We start from the raw sequence: 18488 nt of genomic DNA on the forward strand, positions 1-18488 counted from the left end.
CGGCGAATCAGCCAAAAAAGACCAACGCGTGGGCAGGGGGCGATGCATCAGGTAAACTGCCGCATCTTCTATACCTATAACGATTCGCCTGATGCCCACGACGTTTCATGAGATTCCCCGCAAGCGCCCGACCACGCCCCTGCTCGACCGCGCGAACACGCCGGACGGCCTGCGCCGGTTAGGCGAAGCCGAGCTGGAAACCCTGGCCGATGAGTTGCGCCTGGAATTGCTCTACACGGTCGGTCAGACCGGTGGGCATTTCGGGGCCGGTCTGGGCGTGATCGAGCTGACCATCGCATTGCATTACGTCTTCGACACGCCGGACGACCGGTTGCTGTGGGACGTTGGTCATCAGGCGTATCCGCACAAGATCCTCACCGGTCGCCGTGAGCGCATGGGCACCCTGCGTCAGAAGGACGGCATCGCTGCCTTCCCGCGCCGCGCCGAGAGCGAGTACGACACATTTGGCGTCGGCCATTCCAGCACCTCGATCAGCGCTGCGCTGGGCATGGCCATTGCCGCCCGCCTGCAGAACAGCGATCGCAAGGCGATCGCGGTGATCGGCGACGGCGCGTTGACCGCTGGCATGGCTTTCGAGGCGCTGAACCATGCGCCGGAAGTCAACGCCAACATGCTGGTGATCCTCAACGACAACGACATGTCGATCTCGCGCAATGTCGGCGGTCTGTCCAATTATCTGGCGAAGATCCTTTCCAGCCGCACCTACGCAAGCATGCGTGAGGGCAGCAAGAAAGTCCTGTCGCGCCTGCCCGGCGCTTGGGAAATCGCCCGTCGCACCGAAGAATATGCCAAAGGCATGCTGGTCCCCGGCACGCTGTTCGAAGAGCTGGGCTGGAACTACATCGGCCCGATCGACGGCCACGACCTGCCAACGCTGATCGCCACGCTGCGCAACATGCGTGACCTGAAAGGCCCGCAGTTCCTGCACATCGTCACCAAGAAAGGCAAAGGCTTTGCGCCGGCGGAAGTCGACCCGATCGGTTACCACGCGATTACCAAGCTCGAACCACTGGACGCTCCGGCCGCCGCGCCGAAAAAGGCTGGCGGGCCGAAATATTCGGCAGTGTTCGGCGAATGGCTGTGCGACATGGCCGCCGCTGACCCGCGTCTGGTCGGGATTACCCCGGCGATGAAGGAAGGCTCGGATCTGGTGGCGTTCAGTGAACGTTTCCCGCTGCGCTACTTCGATGTGGCGATTGCCGAGCAACACGCGGTGACGTTCGCTGCCGGCATGGCCTGCGAAGGCGCAAAACCGGTGGTGGCGATCTACTCGACGTTCCTCCAGCGCGGGTATGACCAGCTCGTCCATGATGTGGCGGTGCAGAACCTCGACGTGCTGTTCGCCATCGACCGCGCCGGTCTGGTCGGCGAAGACGGCCCGACTCACGCTGGCAGCTTCGATCTGTCGTACCTGCGCTGCATCCCGGGCATGGTCATCATGACCCCGAGCGATGAAAACGAACTGCGTAAAATGCTCACCACCGGCCACCTGTACAACGGCCCGGCGGCTGTGCGTTACCCGCGCGGCAGCGGCCCGAATGCGACCATTGAGAAAGATCTTGAGCCGATTGAAATCGGTAAAGGCGTCGTCCGTCGTCAGGGCAGCAAAGTCGCCTTGCTGGTGTTCGGTGTACAACTGGCCGAGGCGCTGAAAGTTGCCGAGAAGCTTGATGCGACAGTGGTCGACATGCGTTTCGTCAAACCGCTGGATGAAGCACTGGTACGCGAGATTGCCGGCAGCCACGAATTGCTGGTGACCATCGAAGAGAACGCGATCATGGGCGGCGCCGGTGGCGCGGTCAGCGAGTTCCTGGCACGCGAGAACATTCTCAAGTCGATGCTGCATCTGGGCTTGCCGGATGTCTACGTCGAGCACGCGAAACCTGCGCAGATGCTGGCTGAGTGCGGGCTGGATGAGGCCGGGATCGAAGCATCGATTCGCGAGCGTCTGGAATTGCTCAACAAGTAATCGCGATACCTGTGCAAAACCCTGTGGGAGCGAGCTTGCTCGCGAAAGCGGACTGTCAGTCGACTCATTTTTGACTGACACACCGTATTCGCGAGCAAGCTCGCTCCCACAGTGGTTTGTGTCACTGCCAAATTGAATCCGCCCCAAGCGTCAACGGACCACTGATGAACCTTTCGCGCTTCGCCCTGCCCTTCCTTCTGCTGCCATCCGCCAACGCCCTCGCCGACAACTTCGAGCGTGATCAAGCGCTGAAACTGCCGGACACGCTGATCTCAGCCAACCGCCAGGTCGAAGCTCGCAACGACAGCAGCGCCGCCAACACTGTATTCACCCGCGAAGACATCGACCGTCTGCAACCGAGCGACGTGCCAGACTTGCTGCGGCGCGTCCCGGGTGTACAAGTGGCGCAGGCCGGCGGCCGCGGCAGTCTGCCGGGGATCTACATTCGTGGAACGCAATCGGCGCAAAGTCTGGTTCTGGTCGATGGCCAGCGCATCGGCAGTTCGACATCCGGTGACAGCAACCTGCAGCACCTGAACATCGAGCAGATCGAACGGGTGGAAGTGCTGCGCGGTTCGCGTTCGGTGATTTATGGCAGTGACGCGATTGGCGGGGTGATTCAGATCTTCACCCGACGCGGCACAGAGCAGGGTTTGCAGCCACGGATGCACGTCGGTTTCGGCAGCAACCAAACGTGGCAGCGCAGCCTCGGCTTGTCCGGTGGCGATGAGAAAACCCGCTTCAACCTTGGCGCCAGCCTGGATGAAACCGCGGGGATCGACCGTACTCACGAGTCGTACCCGAGCGATGGCGATCACGATGCTTACCGCAACAAGTCCGTCAGCCTGAGCCTCAGCCATGTGCTGACCGATGACATCGAAGTCGGCGCCAATCTGCTGGATAACCGTGGCAAGGGCGAGTTCGACAATCCGTTCGGCCGCTTCGACATGAACACGTCCGAATCGGTCCAACAGCAGCCTTACAGCGATTTCAACGTCAGCAGCGTCAGCAGTTACGTCGATGCGCGGGTCAACGAAACCTGGAAAACCCGCGTCGAATTCGGCCACACCGAGAACCGCGAAAAGACCCTCGACAAGCTCAGCGACGAACGCACGGTGTTCAACACCTACCGCGACTCGGTGAACTGGCAGAACGACCTGACGTTGAATGCGCGCAACAGCCTGATCCTCGGCGGCGACTGGTACGAAGATCGCGTCAACAGCAGCACCATATTCGACGAAGACAGCCGCTGGAACCGCGCCGCGTTTATTCAGCATCGTTATCAGGCTGACAGTTTCTCCACGGAACTGGGGCTGCGCCATGACGATAACCAGCAATTCGGCAGCCAGAACACCTGGAGCGGCACGTTCACCCTGCCGCTGAACCCGGACAACGATCTGTTGCTGAGCTACAGCGAAGGCTTCCGTGCGCCGACCTTCAACGACCTGTACTACCCGGATTTCAGCAACCCGGATCTGAAACCGGAAACCTCGAAAAGCTATGAGCTGCAGTGGCGCAGCCAGTTGACCGACAGCAGCCGCCTCGAGGCGTCGATTTACCGTACGGACCTGGAGGACGCGATTATCTTCGGCAGCAATTCACGTCCGGAGAACGTCGCCTCGGCGCGGATCAATGGCTTTGAAGCGGCGCTGAAACAGGAACTGTTTGGCTGGCAGAGCAACCTTGGTGTTTCGATCATCGATCCACGCGATCGCGATACCGGACACACGTTGGCACGGCGTGCGCGGCGCACGGTGAGTTGGGATCTGGATCGCCAGTTTGACCAGATCAGCCTCGGTGCCAGTTGGCAGGCGGTCAGCAGCAGCTATGACGATCTGAAAAATGAAAACCCGTTGGGAGGTTATACGTTATTCGGCTTGCGCAGCAGTTGGGCGCTGAACCGCGAGATCAAGCTTGATCTGAAAGTGGATAACGTTTTCGACAAAGGCTACAGCCGCGCGAACTACAGCTATGACGGCAGTCAGTATGGTTATCGCGAAGAAGGTCGGGTGTGGATGTTTGGGGTCACCTGGACTCCCCAGCTTTGATTTGAATCTTCGGTGATTTGACTGGCCCCTTCGCGAGCAGGCTCGCTCCCACATTTGGAATGAAATCCCCTGTGGGAGCGAGCCTGCTCGCGAAGAAGTCACCCCGGTTTCAGCGGTCAGGCGCGATCAATTGGCAGAGTTTGGCGGTGGCATCGATCATTTGGCCGCTTGGGCGCTCAAGGCCTTTATCGGTAACCAACAGCAGTTTCCCCTGCTTCACTGCTGCTATCCGCGGCCAAGTTTTCCACGCATCGAGTTGCGCCTGATCCCCCGCCAGAATCACCTCAGGATCACGCCGCAACACCGCCTCGATACTCACCTGCGGTGCCGGTAGACTCAGGTCGGCGAAGACATTACGTGCGCCACACACTTCAAGCGCATCACTGATGATCTGCCCGCCACCGACGGTGTACAGCGGCTTGTCCCACACCTGATAAAACACCCGCAACGGCACTTCCCGGTGATAGCGCTGGCGTAAATCGGTGAGTGCTTGCCGCAGGTCTGTAGCCAGTTTCAGCCCACGTTCGGGCCTGCCCAATTGCGTGGCAATGGCTTCTATCTGCGTGGAGAGTTGATCTAACGAGTGCGGTTCGGCGACGAAAATCGGGATGCCCAGATGCTTCAATTGATCGCGCTGCGCCGGGCCGACACTGCCGGGCCAGAGCAACAACAGGTCAGGTTTGAGGCTGAGCAACTGTTCCATGTCGAGTTGGCCATAACGGCCGACAGAGGGGACGTTGGCAATCTCGGCAGGACGTCCACCAGCATCCAGCACGCCCACCAGCAAGTCGGCCGAATCCAGCTCGACAACGATTTCAGAAAGGGACGGCGCGAGGCTGACCACCCGCAGGTTCGCCAGCACCGGAGCCGAGACGGCCAGCAGCAGAAGCGCCAGCCACAGACGGCGCATCAGCCGAGTTGACGCGGGATACGGTAGAGGTAGAACAGCACTGCCGTGGACAGCGCCAACAGCATCAGCGGCACTGCTTCGAGACCGACAAAAACCGCCAGTGCGCCAATCCACGCCGGCAAGGCTGCCACGAGAAAAGCCGTACGACGACGGGCCGCGAGGGCAATCCACGCGGCCGGTTCATCCGGGGTATCGAGGGCTTTTTGCGTGGCGATCAGCGCGTGTTTGTAGCGGCCGAAAAACTTCAGGCTGACAAACATCGACGCCACACCGGCAATGAACAAGGGCATCGCCAATACCGGCAGAATTCCTTCGCCCTGACCAAACAGCGCGTTGAGCACGAACAACGGCACCAGCGCCAGCGCGAGGTATTTCCACCAATCAACCGACAACCGGCGTCGCACCTGGCCGCGAGTCACGCGCGATCAACCTCGCCCTGATGCTCGTTGCCCATCATGTGGTCGAGCTTGCTGGCCTTGGTCGCCAGATAGAGTTTGTTGTGCGGGTTGTGACCGGTGTGCAGCGGCACACGCTCGGCGACAGTGATGCCCATGTCGGTCAGGGCTTTGACCTTGCGCGGGTTATTGGTCATCAGACGCAGGGACTTCACACCCAGATGCTCGAGCATCGGCAGGCACATGGCGTAGTCGCGCTGGTCGGCGGCAAAGCCCAGACGTTCGTTGGCTTCAACGGTGTCGGCGCCGCCGTCCTGCAACTCGTATGCACGGATCTTGTTCAGCAGACCGATGCCGCGACCTTCCTGACGCAGGTAGAGCAATACGCCACGGCCTTCACGGGCGATGGCTTTGAGAGCGCCTTCGAGTTGCGAGCCGCAGTCGCAGCGCTGGCTGAACAAGGCGTCGCCGGTCAGGCATTCGGAGTGCAAACGGCCGAGAACCGGGGCACCATCAGCAATTTCACCCAGGCTCAGCACAACGTGCTCACGGCCGGTGGCTTCATCGAGAAAACCGTGCATGGTGAATTGCGCAAAAGGCGTTGGCAGCTTGGAAGCGGCGACAAAGACGACAGGCACCGGTGTGCTCCTGATCTAAAGAGTCTGAAAATTCGCAGGCCGGCATTGTAACAGCACGTTCCTACAGACGCTTAGGCTGAATTATCGGGCATAACGATCAAAAAGTTTGATAACTGCGCCCCCTGTGGGAGCTGGCTTGCCAGCGATGGCGGTATATCTGCCGCCATTCTGGTGACTGAGCCACCGCTATCGCTGGCAAGCCAGCTCCCACAGGGTTCTTTATCAGCCGGGCAACCGCGTCAGTTCGAGTTGAATGGATACGGCTGTTTCCACTTCTCGAAGACCGGCTTCAACTCGCCGCTCTTGACCAACTGCTCCATACGCTGGTCATACAGCGCCATCAGCGCCCGCGCCTGAGGCGTGTCGGCGAAGCCGAGAAACAGCGGCAACTCGGCCAAGTGTGAATAACGATACTGCGCCGGATCAGCTGCGGTTTTCACCACCGCTTCAATCTCGGTCAGCGCATCAATGTAATAGTCCGCCCGCCCCTGCTTGAGCATCGACAGAATGCCGGTGCGCCGCTCGATCTGGTTGTAACGCTTGATATTCGGCAGGTAGTTTTCGTAGCGATAACCGCGCACCCAGGCCAGCCGATACTTGCCCAGCGTCGCCTGGGTGGGCGATGGATTGCTCGCCAGACCCAACGCGTAGATGTGATCGGAATCGAAATTCCAGCGTGGGTACAGCACTTGATCGGCTTCATCGCGATAGGAACCGACCAACGCATCGACCTCTTTCAACTGCACCAGACCAACCGAACGGGTGTAAGGCACCGTGCGGATATCCAGCTTCACGCCGACGGGTTCGAACACCCTGCGCAACACGTCCCAACCCAGCCCGTGGCCGTCAGCGGCGGTGTAGTCTTCCCAATCTTCGCTGGCCAGATGGATGACCGCCGGCGTCGGCGCAGCTTCTTGCGCACTGATAACAGTGCTCAGCAAAGCAAAAACCAGCAGCGCCAACCAGCGTCGAGCCATCCCTAGTCCCCTTGCTTGACCCTGATATCCCTTGAGATCAGGCGAAAATCCACACCAGTCCCTGCATGGCCAGCCAGGCGAACACGCCGGCCAGCACGTCGTCGAGCATGATGCCAACGCCGCCATGCACATGCCGGTCGATCCAGCGAATCGGCCATGGCTTGAGAATGTCGAAGAAGCGGAACACCAGAAAACCCGCGAGCAACCAGTACCAGCCTTCCGGTACCAGCCAGAGAGTGATCCACATGCCGACCATTTCGTCCCAGACGATGCCTTCGTGGTCGTGCACCCGCAAATCGTCGGCGACCTTGCCGCACAGCCAGAAGCCGAACAGCATGGTGATCCCGAGCATCAGCCAGTAACCCCAGTCGGGCAACATCTGCCACAACGGGATAAAGGGTAGCGCAACTAACGAGCCCCACGTGCCCGGGGCTTTCGGCAGCGTGCCGGAACCAAAGCCGAACGCGAGGAAATGCCAGGGATTGCGCCAGACCGACGGCGGAACGAATTCGGCCGGAACCTGTTTCGGGTGATCTGTCACGGTGTCTCCTGAAAATGTTGATAACCCCGGATTTGCGGGGTGATGTCGTGCCCTTCGCGGTCCAGCAGGACCACACCCTGACCTTCTGACACACGACCGATCACATGGATCGGCCAGCCATTGACCAGCAGCGGCGGCAACTCGACGGACGGTAGGGTGAACGCCAGCACGTAATCATCACCACCGCTCAGCGCTGCACGCTCGGCGCCGCGCTGACCGAGGAACGCCACTAAAGCATCCGACAGCGGTACGCGCTCGCGTTCAATCTCAAGTCGCACCTTGGAGGCCAGCGCAATGTGGCCGCAATCGGCGAGCAGGCCATCGGAGATGTCCAGCGCCGAGGTGGCTTTGCCACGCAGGGCCTGGCCGAGCGCAAGTTGCGGTTGTGGCGACCAGTAATGATCGAGCAGCGGTTGGGCGATATCAGATTCGGCGTCGCGCTGACCCAACACCAGCGGCAAAGCGCCGGCGGCATTGCCCAGTTCGCCACCGACACACAGCAAGTCGCCCGGTTTCGCGCCGCTGCGGGTCAATGCCTGACCCGCAGGCACTCGACCAAATACAGTTACCGTCAGACTCAACGGCCCACGCGTGGTATCGCCGCCCACCAGCGCAACGCCGCAGCTCTGCGCCATGCAGTTCAAACCGTGGGCATAGGCTTGCAGCCAATCGGCGGTCACCGTCGGTACAGTCAGGGCAAGGGTAAAGGCAACGGGCGTGGCGCCCATGGCGGCCAGATCGCTGACCGCGACGGCCAGCGAGCGCTGACCGAGCAGAAACGGATCGCAGGGGTCGGCGAAATGCACACCGGCCACCAGCGTATCGGTAGAGATTGCCAGTTGTTCCCCGGAGGGAACAGCAAGCAAGGCGCAGTCATCGCCGATCCCCAGAGCAACGCCTTCGCCGCCCTGCGCACAAGGCGCGGCGGCGAAGAAGTTACGGATCAGCTCAAACTCGCCCATTGAAGTATCAAGCGCGTTTCAGCGCTTGAACGCCTTCACTTCAGCTTCACGCAGGCGCGGGGCCAGCTTGTCGAGCACACCGTTGACGAACTTGTGACCGTCGGTCGAACCGTAGACTTTCGCCAGTTCGATCCCTTCGTTGATCACAACGCGGTACGGCACGTCGACGCGCTTGAGCAGTTCCCAGGTCGACAGGCGCAGTACGCACAGTTCGACCGGGTCCAGCTCTTCGATGGTCAGGTCCAGGCACGGAGCCAACGCAGTGTCAATTTCGGTCAGACTGGCCGGAACACCGTGCAGGATGTCGTGGAAGTAGCTGGCATCGGCGAAGGTGAAATCGTTGTCGACGCGAAACTGCGCTTCGATTTCGTTCAGCGAAGTCTTGGCCATGTGGCGCTGGTACAACGCTTGAGTCGCCAACTGACGGGCAGCGCGGCGCTTTTCACTTTTCGAAGGCTTGCCGGCGTCAGTTGGACGCGGTTCGCGCGGGTTGAAACGATCGCTTTCGTCGCTAATCACTTGGCCTCCAACTGTGCCAGCAGGCTGACCATTTCCAGAGCGGACAGGGCAGCTTCGGCACCTTTGTTACCGGCCTTGGTGCCGGAACGTTCGATGGCTTGCTCGATGGAATCAACGGTCAGGACGCCGAAGGCAACCGGTACGCCGAACTCCATGGACACCTGGGCCAGACCCTTGGTGCACTCGCCTGCCACGTATTCGAAGTGCGGAGTACCGCCACGAATGACCGCGCCGAGGGCGATGATGGCTGCGAATTCACCTTTCTGGGCGACTTTCTGCGCTACCAGCGGGATTTCGAAGGCGCCAGGTGCGCGGATGATGGTGATGTCGCTTTCGCTCACGCCGTGGCGAACCAGGGCATCAACTGCACCGCTGACCAGGCTTTCAACCACGAAGCTGTTGAAACGGCCCACTACCAAAGCGTAGCGGCCTTTTGGGGCGATGAAGGTACCTTCGATGGTCTTCAGGGTCATTCGTCAGTTCTCTTAAAGAGCCGGGACGCGTCTGCTACGCGTCCCTCAGTGATTTATTTGCCGCGAATCGGAGTCCGGAAACAACCGGTCATTATTCGGAGGGCACGTATTCTACAACTTCCAGATCGAAACCGGATATCGCATTAAATTTCATTGGCGCAGACATCAAACGCATTTTGCGTACACCGAGGTCACGCAGGATCTGCGAACCGGCACCGACGATGCTGTAAGTGGTCGGCTTTTTCGGCGCGGCCTGATCACCGGTTTCGCGGATATGTGCCAGCAGCACGTCGCCGTCGAGCGGGTGACCGAGCAACAGCACCACACCGCTGCCCGCCTCGGCAACCGCAGCCATGGCGGCGCGCAGGCTCCAGCGGCCCGGCTGCTTGACCATCAGCAAGTCGCGCAGCGGGTCCATGTTGTGCACGCGAACCAGCGTTGGTTCTTCGGCGCAAACAGTGCCCAAAGTGAGGGCCATGTGCACGTCGCCTTCCACCGAATCACGATAGGTCACCAGATTGAATTGGCCCAGTTCGCTGTCCAGTGGCTGTTCGGCAATCCGCTGAACGGTACGTTCGTGGATCATCCGGTAGTGAATCAGGTCGGCAATGGTGCCGATCTTGATGTTGTGTTCAGCGGCAAACTCTTCGAGTTCAGCACGACGGGACATGGTGCCGTCATCATTCATCACTTCGCAGATCACGCCACTTGGCTCGAAACCGGCCATGCGCGCGAGGTCGCAAGCGGCTTCGGTGTGGCCGGCGCGAGCGAGGGTGCCGCCGGCCTGGGCCATCAGCGGGAAGATGTGGCCCGGGCTGACGATGTCCTCAGCCTTGGCATCTTTGGCGGCAGCCGCTTGCACGGTGCGCGCACGGTCAGCGGCGGAGATACCGGTGGTCACGCCTTCGGCCGCTTCGATCGAAACGGTGAACTTGGTGCCGAAGCCGGAGCCGTTGCGCGGTGCCATCAGTGGCAGCTTCAACAGTTCGCAGCGTTCGCGGCTCATCGGCATGCAGATCAGGCCACGGGCGTGCTTGGCCATGAAGTTGATGTGCTCGGCCTTGCAGCATTCGGCGGCCATGATCAGGTCGCCTTCGTTCTCGCGGTCTTCGTCATCCATAAGGATGACCATCTTGCCTTGGCGGATGTCTTCAACCAGTTCTTCGATGCTATTGAGCGCCACAAGGCACCCCCCTTCTTTCGAATTTAGAGCTTCAGGATTTGAGGTAGCCGTTTTGGGCTAGAAAGCTTTCAGTAATACCGCCAGCACTTGGCTCTGCAGCCTTGTCACCGAGGAGCAGACGCTCCAGATAGCGCGCCAGCAAATCGACCTCCAGATTCACCCGGCGACCTGGCGTGTACGACGCCATGATGGTTTCGCTCAGGGTGTGCGGAATGATCGTCAACATGAACTCGGCGCCATCGACAGCGTTCACGGTCAGGCTGGTGCCGTCGACGGTGATCGAGCCTTTATGGGCGATGTACTTGGCCAGCTCTTTCGGCGCGCGGATGCGAAATTCCACGGCGCGGGCATTGTCGCTGCGCGAGACGATTTCGCCGACGCCGTCGACGTGACCGCTGACCAGATGCCCGCCGAGACGGGTGGTCGGGGTCAGGGCTTTTTCCAGATTGACCGGGCTGCCGCTTTTCAGGTCGTTCATGGCGGTGCAGTCGAGGGTTTCACGGCTGACATCGGCCGCGAAGCCGTCGCCCGGCAACTCAACCGCCGTCAGGCAAACGCCGTTGACCGCGATGCTGTCGCCAAGTTTGACGTCGCTCAGGTCGAGCTTGCCGGTGGCGACGTGAACCCGCACATCACCGCCCTTTGGGGTCAGTGCGCGGATACTGCCGATGGATTCGATGATGCCGGTAAACATGGGGTTCTCCTTGAGAACTAAGCCAGCGCTAACGCGATGGCCGGGAATTATACGCTCGCCGCTTGAGCAGGGATGGCAGTGACTCGCCAGTCATCGCCCACCGCGCGAATTTCAGTGATTTTCAGCTCCGGCGCATCCTTCATATAAGCCAGCGGCCAGTCCAGCAATGGACGCGCCGTGGAACCAAGAAACTTGCCAGCGATGAAGATCACGAACTCGTCGACCAGACCGAGCTGAGCAAAAGCTCCGGCCAGACGCGGGCCGGCTTCGACCAGCACCTCGTTGACGCCACGGTTAGCCAGTTCAATCAGCAATTGATGCAGATCGACCTGTCCGTCCTCGCCCGGCACGATCAGGCACTCGGGGCCGTGAGCGTATTGCTCTTCGATCGCGACACAGGTGGCGACCAACGCCGGGCCAGCCTTGAAGAACGGCGCATCGAGTGGCACCCGCAGGCGTCCGTCGATCAGCACGCGCAATGGCGGACGGCTCATGGCCAGCGCCGTTTGCTCACCGTCCAGACCGAGTTCGTCCGCGCGAACAGTCAAACGCGCGCCATCGGCCAGCACGGTGTCGGCGCCGGTCAGGACCACGGCGGCCTGGGCGCGCAAACGCTGGACTGCCGAACGTGCGGCCGGGCCGGTAATCCATTGGCTCTCACCACTTTCCATCGCCGTACGACCGTCGAGGCTCATGGCCAACTTGACCCGCACGAACGGCAAGCCGTGTTCCATGCGCTTCAGAAAACCTTGATTGAGTTTGCGCGCCTCAGCTTCCAGCACACCACTTTCGGTGGCGATGCCGGCATCGGCCAGGCGCTGCAAACCGCGACCGGCGACTTGCGGGTTCGGATCACGCATTGCCGCCACGACTCGGCCGACACCGGCATTCACCAGTGCATCGGCGCACGGAGGCGTGCGGCCATGGTGGCTGCACGGTTCGAGGGTCACGTAAGCGGTAGCGCCCCGGGTCAGCTCACCGGCGGCGCGCAGGGCATGGACTTCGGCGTGCGGTTCGCCGGCGCGTTCATGCCAGCCTTCGCCGACAATCTGCCCGTCGCGCACCACCACGCAGCCAACCCGAGGATTGGGATGGGTGGTGTAGTGACCTTTGCGCGCCAGTTCCAGCGCACGCGCCATAAAGTGGGCGTCGAGGATGGCCTGCTCGGCAACGCTGGTCATTCTTTCACCGGTTCGCGGGCGAGGCGGTCGATTTCTTCGCGGAATTCGTTGAGATCCTGGAAGCGCTTGTACACCGAAGCGAAACGGATGTAGGCAACTTCATCAAGCTTTTGCAGCTCGGCCATGACCAGTTCGCCGACCACGAGGGATTTGACCTCGCGCTCGCCAGTGGCGCGCAGCTTGTGCTTGATATGAACCAGAGAGGATTCGAGGCGCTCGACGCTCACCGGACGTTTCTCCAGGGCGCGTTGCATGCCGGCGCGGAGTTTTTCTTCGTCGAACGGTTGGCGGCTGCCGTCGGTTTTGATCAGGCGCGGCAACACCAGTTCGGCCGTCTCGAACGTCGTGAAACGTTCGCCGCAGGCCAGGCATTCACGCCGGCGGCGCACCTGTTCGCCCTCGGCGACCAGACGCGAGTCGATGACCTTGGTGTCGTTGGCACCGCAGAAGGGACAGTGCATGGTGGCTGGCAACAAAAAAAGGGAGGGCCATGGTAGCGCATCCCGGTGGCAAGACAAGCCATAGGCTTTGCGGTATACAGAACGGCATGATCGTTTGATCCATGGATTTCATTTTGCCGGAGCATCCAATGCCGTTACGTCCGCTCGTTTTGCTCAGTCTTTTCAGCCTGCTGGTGGCCTGTGGCAGCGATGCACCCAAGCCCCAGCCGCCAACGCCAGGCCCTGCGCCGCAGCAAGCGCAGAAAAAAGCCAAAGAGGCCGCCGCGCTTGGCCCGCTGCCGGCCTATCAACGTGAACTGAGCGGTACCCTGCAAGGCGTGCCGGCCGGCGCCGAAGTTGAGCTGGCGCTGCTGGTGATTGACGAAAAGGATCGTCCACAACAATTGCTCGCCAGCTCCAGCCTGATCGGCAACAACCAGATCCTGCCGTTTCGCCTGCGCTTCAATCCGGACGCCTTCCCGGCCGGCGCGCGGGTTGAGCTGCGCGGTCGCGCCAGCCAGTCCGGCCAGTTGATCCTGCATCTGCCGTCGCAAACCATCACCCAGCCGACCACTCAGGCGTTGGGCCAACTGCAATTTGTCAAAGCACCATGAATGCACCGCTCGACCTGCAACAGGCGTTAGGTGAATTGCTCGGCGACGCCAGACTCAAGGTCTGTGCGTTGCCGGACACTGATTTACAGCTATGGCTGATCGATGGCGACAACATGGATCGCGAGTTCAGCCAGGAAGAAATCCAGCGAATTCTGCACGAGCCACCGTATTGGGGTTTCTGCTGGGCCAGTGGTCTGGCGGTGGCGCGGTATCTGGCGGAGTTTCCCGAGTGGGTGCGCGGTAAACGCGTGCTGGATTTCGGCGCCGGATCGGGGATTGCCGGGATTGCGGCAGTGAAGGCCGGCGCGCTGGAAGTCGTGGCGTGCGATCTCGATCCGCTGGCGATTGCCGCGTGCCGGGCGAATGCCGAGCTTAATGATGTGCAGATGAGCTACTCGACGGATTTCTTTGCCGAGGCGGATCGGTTTGATCTGATTCTGGTGGCGGACGTGTTGTATGACCGGGCGAATCTGCCGTTGCTCGATGCGTTTTTAAGCCGTGGCCGTGAGGCGTTGGTGGCGGATTCGCGGGTTCGGGATTTTAGGCATCCGTTGTATGAGCGGATTGAAATGCTGGAGGCGATGACGTTGCCGGATCTGGCTGAGCCGGAAGAATTCAGACACGTCAGCCTCTACCATGCGCTGCGCTAGCTAAAAGCTTCGCGAGCAGGCTCGCTTCCACAGAGGTTTTGTGAACGACACAGATCCAATGTGGGAGCGAGCTTGCTCGCGAAGGCGTCCGCCCATGCAACACACCTCTCAAAGGCTGACCGCTTCCGGCCACACCCCGCCAAGCCGTATAGTTGCCCCATCCACGCTTCTACGAGATCCCCCATGAGTGAGCAAACGCCGTACATCTTCGACGCCACGACGGCCGATTTCGACCAGTCGGTGATCGAGGCCTCTTTCAATAAACCGGTGCTGGTGGATTTCTGGGCCGACTGGTGTGCGCCGTGCAAGGCGCTGATGCCGATGCTGCAAGGCATTGCCGAGAGCTATCAGGGCGAACTGCTGCTGGCCAAGGTCAACTGCGACATCGAGCAGGACATCGTCGCCCGTTTCGGTATTCGCAGCCTGCCGACCGTGGTGCTGTTCAAGGACGGCCAACCGGTCGACGGCTTTGCCGGCGCGCAACCGGAATCCGCCGTGCGTGCTCTGCTTGAACCGCACGTGCAGATGCCGCCACCGGCCGCCGCCGATCCGTTCGAACAGGCTCAGGCCTTGTTCGATGACGGCCGTTACGCCGATGCTGAAGCCGCGCTGGTGGTGATGCTCAATGAAGACAACACCAACGCGAAAGCGCTGATTCTCTACGCGCGTTGCCTGACCGAGCGCGGCGAACTGGATGAGGCGCAAACCGTGCTGGATGCAGTCAAGAGCGACGAACACAAGGCCGCACTGGCCGGAGCCAAGGCACAGATCAAGTTCCTCGGACTTGCTCGTGACCTGCCGGATGCCGCCGACCTGAAGGCGCGTTTGGCGAAAGATCCGCAGGACGATGAGGCGGTGTATCAACTGGCGATCCAGCAACTCGCTCGCCAGCAGTATGAAGCGGCGCTGGATGCACTCCTTAAGCTGTTCATCCGCAACCGCAGCTACGGCGAAGGCTTGCCGCACAAGACCTTGCTGCAGGTGTTCGAGCTGCTGGGCAATGATCACCCGCTGGTGACGGTGTACCGCCGCAAGATGTTTGCGGCGCTGTACTAAGCCGTCATTCGATCCAGCTGTAGAGCGGCGTATCCCCGCCGCTCACCACTTTCACGTCCGAACTGTGGCGCAAGCGCACCAGCAAGCGCTTGCCCGCCACCGCGCTGCCGGTCAGCCCTTCCAATTGATCAAGCAGGTCCGGACCGCTGAGCTGCCCGGCCTTGCGCAACAGGTCCTTGGCCAACTGCCACAAGGCATCGTCCTGATTCAACGGTTTCGCCGCCGGGGCTGATGCGACCGCCTCAGATTGAGCGACCGGCGCCTGCCCATTCAGCGCTGAACCGAGCTTCGCCCAATCGCCGTCATCCAGTTCCACCGTCAAATCCACCGGCACGTCGCCGACGGTTCCGCGTATCCGCAACATTGAGTTCGCTCCTGCACTTTTCTGACCTGCATGCTCCCACGGGACTTGTGCAACGCCAAGCGCACGGGCAAACTCTGCGCACTTTCGTTATAAGATTACATAACAAACTTTTCACTTTACTTCCCGGAGACCGCCATGCGTCGTCTGCTGCTCGCTTTGCCGTTTGCCCTGTTGCCGCTGGCCATCGCCCACGCGGCTGATGAGCATGACCACGATCACGACCATGAACACGGCAGCCTCGGCGCGCATGAACACGGTGTTGGTCGCCTTAACGCAGCGCTCGATGGCCAGACACTGGAACTTGAGCTGGAAAGCCCGGCAATGAACCTCGTCGGTTTCGAACACGTCGCCACAAGCGACGCCGACAAGGCCAAGGTCGCCGCTGCACGTGCGCAACTGGAAAAACCGTTGACCCTGTTCAGCCTGCCCGCCGCGGCCGGCTGCAAAGTGGTCAGCCAGGAACTGGAAAGCCCGTTGTTCGGCGACAAGCCGGATGCCGACGACCATGGCGACGATGAGGCGGACAAGGACGGTCACGAGCATCACCACGACCACAGCGAAATCCACGCGCACTACCAATTCAGCTGTACCGCACCGGGTGCATTGAAGACGCTGGATCTGGCGAACATTTTCAATACCTTCCCGGCGACGCAGAAAATTCAGGTACAACTGATCAGCGCCAGCGGCCAGCAAGGTACCGAAGTGACGGCCAAGGCTGCCGCCCTGAAATTCTGATCACACCGAAAATCCCCTGTGGGAGCGAGCCTGCTCGCGAAAGCGGTGCATTAGTCGACATCGAGGTCGACTGTCAGATTGCATTCGCGAGCAGGCTCGCTCCCACAAGGGTTCCGTGTCCAACCATGAAACTGGTGCCATGACCCAAGCGCTCATCGAACTGTCCGACCTGGGCTTCAACTGGCCCGGTCACCCGCAACTGCTGGACATCCCGGCGTTTCGTCTGGAAGCCGGCGAAACCCTGTTCCTCAAGGGCCCCAGCGGCAGCGGCAAGACCACCCTGCTCGGCCTGCTCGGCGGCGTGCAGAAACCCGGTCGCGGCAGCATTCGTCTGCTCGGCCAGGAACTCACCGAACTCTCTGCCGGCGCTCGCGATACTTTTCGCGTCGACCACACCGGCTACATCTTCCAGCAGTTCAACCTGCTGCCGTTTCTCTCGGTGCGCGAGAACGTTGAGCTGCCGTGTCACTTCTCGAAATTGCGCGCTCAGCGAGCGAAACAGCGTCACGGCAGCGTCGATAAAGCCGCCGCCACCCTGCTGGCGCACCTGGGTTTGAAGGATGAAAGCATCCTCAGCCGTCGCGCCGATTCCCTGTCGATCGGCCAGCAACAACGGGTCGCCGCCGCGCGCGCGTTGATCGGTCAGCCTGAGCTGGTGATCGCCGACGAGCCGACCTCGGCGCTGGATTACGACGCCAGGGAAAACTTCATTCGCCTGCTGTTCGCTGAATGTCGCGAGGCCGGTTCCAGTCTGCTGTTCGTCAGTCATGACCAGAGCCTTGCGCCGTTGTTCGACCGTCACCTGTCCCTGGCCGAACTCAATCGCGCCGCCACGTCTGCCGAGGTCTGAGATGTATCTGTTTCGTCTGGCCATGGCCAGCCTGGCCAACCGCCGTTTTACCGCGTTGCTCACTGCCTTCGCCATCGCCCTGTCGGTCTGCCTGTTGCTCGCCGTTGAACGAGTGCGCACCGAAGCCAAAGCCAGTTTCGCCAGCACCATCAGCGGCACCGACCTGATCGTCGGTGCGCGCTCCGGCTCGGTGAATCTGTTGCTGTACTCGGTATTTCGCATCGGCAACGCCACCAACAACATCCGCTGGGACAGCTTCGAACACTTCGCCAGCAACCCGAAAGTGAAGTGGGCGATCCCGATGTCCCTCGGCGACTCCCATCGTGGGTACCGGGTGATGGGCACCACTGAAGCGTATTTCGAGCATTACCAGTACGGTCGCCAGCAGCATCTGGAATTGGCCGACGGTCGCGCTTTCGCGACTGATCCGTTTGAAGTGGTGCTCGGCGCAGAAGTCGCCGATGCGCTGCATTACAAACTCGGCGACCAGCTGGTGCTGGCCCACGGTGTGGCGGCAATCAGTCTGGTCAAGCACGACGACAAACCGTTCACCGTCGTCGGCATCCTCAAGCGCACTGGCACCCCGGTCGATCGCACGTTGCACATCAGCCTCGGTGGCATGGAAGCGATTCACATCGACTGGCACAACGGCGTGCCGGCGCGGGGTAACGGGCGGATCAGTGCGGATCAGGCGCGCAACATGGACCTGACGCCGCAGGCGATCACCGCGTTCATGCTCGGCCTCAACAGCAAGATTTCCACGTTTGCGCTGCAACGCGAGATCAACGAATTCCGTGGCGAGCCGATGCTGGCGATTCTGCCGGGCGTGGCCTTGCAAGAGTTGTGGAGCCTGATGAGCACTGCCGAAAAAGCGCTGTTCGTTGTCTCGTTGTTTGTGGTGTTGACCGGGTTGATCGGCATGCTCACGGCGATCCTCACCAGCCTCAACGAACGTCGCCGCGAGATGGCGATTCTGCGCTCGGTCGGGGCGCGACCGTGGCATATCGCGAGCCTGTTGGTGCTCGAAGCGTTCGCCCTGGCGCTGACCGGCGTCATCGCAGGTTTAGCATTGCTGTACATCGGCATTGCCGCCGCACAGGGTTACGTGCAGGCCAACTATGGTTTGTTCCTGCCGCTGGCGTGGCCGAGCGAGTATGAATGGACGCTGCTCGGTGGCATTCTGGCGGCCGCGCTGCTGATGGGCAGCGTGCCGGCCTGGCGCGCTTATCGCCAATCCCTGGCCGATGGCCTGTCGATCCGTTTATGAG

21 protein-coding genes are annotated in these 18488 nt (G+C 61.0%); 8 read left to right on the forward strand and 13 right to left on the reverse strand.

Annotation, left to right across the window (positions count from 1 at the left end):
- Positions 1–91 precede the first annotated feature (91 nt).
- Complete coding sequence (dxs, locus tag ACZ0A4_RS20440) at positions 92–1990, forward strand: 1-deoxy-D-xylulose-5-phosphate synthase (protein WP_463576180.1); 1899 nt, start codon at positions 92–94, stop codon at positions 1988–1990.
- A 164-nt stretch (positions 1991–2154) separates the two neighbouring features.
- The gene (locus ACZ0A4_RS20445; RefSeq protein WP_463576181.1) at positions 2155–4038 is read left to right on the forward strand and encodes a TonB-dependent receptor domain-containing protein; all 1884 of its coding nucleotides are present in this window, start codon (positions 2155–2157) and stop codon (positions 4036–4038) included.
- Between the two features lie 109 nt (positions 4039–4147).
- On the opposite strand, the gene ACZ0A4_RS20450 is transcribed toward ACZ0A4_RS20445, so the two are convergent.
- From ACZ0A4_RS20450 to nrdR, 12 genes are all read right to left on the reverse strand, one after another.
- Entirely contained in the window at positions 4148–4948 is an 801-nt protein-coding gene (locus ACZ0A4_RS20450; protein ID WP_463576182.1) for a cobalamin-binding protein, read from the reverse strand.
- Positions 4948–5367 (reverse strand): MFS transporter, encoded by a 420-nt coding sequence (locus tag ACZ0A4_RS20455; RefSeq protein ID WP_463576183.1) that lies wholly within the window; start codon positions 5365–5367, stop codon positions 4948–4950. Before ACZ0A4_RS20455 ends, ACZ0A4_RS20450 begins: the two co-directional genes overlap by 1 nt.
- Complete coding sequence (ribA, locus tag ACZ0A4_RS20460; protein ID WP_016984117.1) at positions 5364–5981, reverse strand: GTP cyclohydrolase II; 618 nt, start codon at positions 5979–5981, stop codon at positions 5364–5366. The genes ACZ0A4_RS20455 and ribA overlap by 4 nt, the downstream gene beginning before the upstream one ends.
- A gap of 239 nt (positions 5982–6220) precedes the next feature.
- Positions 6221–6958: a substrate-binding periplasmic protein gene (locus ACZ0A4_RS20465; protein ID WP_463576184.1), complete on the reverse strand. Its 738-nt coding sequence runs from the start codon at positions 6956–6958 to the stop codon at positions 6221–6223.
- 37 nt (positions 6959–6995) lie between these two features.
- A complete protein-coding gene (locus ACZ0A4_RS20470; RefSeq protein WP_007910933.1) occupies positions 6996–7499 on the reverse strand; it encodes a phosphatidylglycerophosphatase A family protein in 504 nt (167 codons plus the stop codon).
- The gene (gene thiL, locus ACZ0A4_RS20475; protein ID WP_463576185.1) at positions 7496–8461 is read right to left on the reverse strand and encodes a thiamine-phosphate kinase; all 966 of its coding nucleotides are present in this window, start codon (positions 8459–8461) and stop codon (positions 7496–7498) included. The genes ACZ0A4_RS20470 and thiL overlap by 4 nt, the downstream gene beginning before the upstream one ends.
- 18 nt (positions 8462–8479) lie before the next feature.
- Positions 8480–8980 carry a transcription antitermination factor NusB gene (gene nusB / locus ACZ0A4_RS20480; protein WP_016984114.1) on the reverse strand — a complete coding sequence of 167 codons (501 nt, stop codon included), beginning with the start codon at positions 8978–8980 and terminating at the stop codon, positions 8480–8482.
- Positions 8977–9453, reverse strand: coding sequence for a 6,7-dimethyl-8-ribityllumazine synthase (gene ribH, locus ACZ0A4_RS20485; RefSeq protein ID WP_003228649.1), 477 nt, complete (start codon positions 9451–9453; stop codon positions 8977–8979). The genes nusB and ribH overlap by 4 nt, the downstream gene beginning before the upstream one ends.
- Positions 9454–9544: 91 nt before the next feature.
- Entirely contained in the window at positions 9545–10636 is a 1092-nt protein-coding gene (gene ribBA, locus ACZ0A4_RS20490; RefSeq protein WP_463576187.1) for a bifunctional 3,4-dihydroxy-2-butanone-4-phosphate synthase/GTP cyclohydrolase II, read from the reverse strand.
- Positions 10637–10667: 31 nt separating this feature from the next.
- Positions 10668–11330, reverse strand: a complete 663-nt coding sequence (locus ACZ0A4_RS20495) for a riboflavin synthase (protein ID WP_463576189.1) — start codon at positions 11328–11330, stop codon at positions 10668–10670.
- Between the two features lie 47 nt (positions 11331–11377).
- The gene (gene ribD / locus ACZ0A4_RS20500) at positions 11378–12511 is read right to left on the reverse strand and encodes a bifunctional diaminohydroxyphosphoribosylaminopyrimidine deaminase/5-amino-6-(5-phosphoribosylamino)uracil reductase RibD (RefSeq protein WP_463576190.1); all 1134 of its coding nucleotides are present in this window, start codon (positions 12509–12511) and stop codon (positions 11378–11380) included.
- Complete coding sequence (gene nrdR / locus ACZ0A4_RS20505) at positions 12508–12972, reverse strand: transcriptional regulator NrdR (RefSeq protein WP_007910946.1); 465 nt, start codon at positions 12970–12972, stop codon at positions 12508–12510. Before nrdR ends, ribD begins: the two co-directional genes overlap by 4 nt.
- A gap of 128 nt (positions 12973–13100) precedes the next feature.
- On the opposite strand from nrdR, the gene ACZ0A4_RS20510 reads away from it, so the two are divergent.
- The 3 genes from ACZ0A4_RS20510 to trxA all read left to right on the forward strand — a co-directional run bounded on the left by ACZ0A4_RS20510 (position 13101) and on the right by trxA (position 15271).
- Entirely contained in the window at positions 13101–13565 is a 465-nt protein-coding gene (locus tag ACZ0A4_RS20510; RefSeq protein WP_463576191.1) for a YbaY family lipoprotein, read from the forward strand.
- Positions 13562–14215, forward strand: coding sequence for a class I SAM-dependent methyltransferase (locus ACZ0A4_RS20515; RefSeq protein WP_463576193.1), 654 nt, complete (start codon positions 13562–13564; stop codon positions 14213–14215). The genes ACZ0A4_RS20510 and ACZ0A4_RS20515 overlap by 4 nt, the downstream gene beginning before the upstream one ends.
- Positions 14216–14398: 183 nt before the next feature.
- Positions 14399–15271: a thioredoxin gene (gene trxA, locus ACZ0A4_RS20520; RefSeq protein WP_463576194.1), complete on the forward strand. Its 873-nt coding sequence runs from the start codon at positions 14399–14401 to the stop codon at positions 15269–15271.
- Between the two features lie 4 nt (positions 15272–15275).
- On the opposite strand, the gene ACZ0A4_RS20525 is transcribed toward trxA, so the two are convergent.
- A complete protein-coding gene (locus tag ACZ0A4_RS20525; RefSeq protein WP_077574711.1) occupies positions 15276–15635 on the reverse strand; it encodes a hypothetical protein in 360 nt (119 codons plus the stop codon).
- A gap of 135 nt (positions 15636–15770) precedes the next feature.
- Between ACZ0A4_RS20525 and ACZ0A4_RS20530 the strand changes: the two genes are divergently transcribed.
- The 3 genes from ACZ0A4_RS20530 (at position 15771) to ACZ0A4_RS20540 (ending at position 18487) form a co-directional block, all read left to right on the forward strand.
- Positions 15771–16370 (forward strand): DUF2796 domain-containing protein, encoded by a 600-nt coding sequence (locus tag ACZ0A4_RS20530; protein WP_463576195.1) that lies wholly within the window; start codon positions 15771–15773, stop codon positions 16368–16370.
- A 139-nt stretch (positions 16371–16509) separates the two neighbouring features.
- Positions 16510–17220, forward strand: coding sequence for an ABC transporter ATP-binding protein (locus ACZ0A4_RS20535; RefSeq protein WP_463576196.1), 711 nt, complete (start codon positions 16510–16512; stop codon positions 17218–17220).
- Between the two features lies 1 nt (position 17221).
- Entirely contained in the window at positions 17222–18487 is a 1266-nt protein-coding gene (locus ACZ0A4_RS20540) for an ABC transporter permease (protein ID WP_463576197.1), read from the forward strand.
- Position 18488 lies beyond the last annotated feature (1 nt).

The organism is Pseudomonas sp. AC172, from assembly GCF_979258595.1.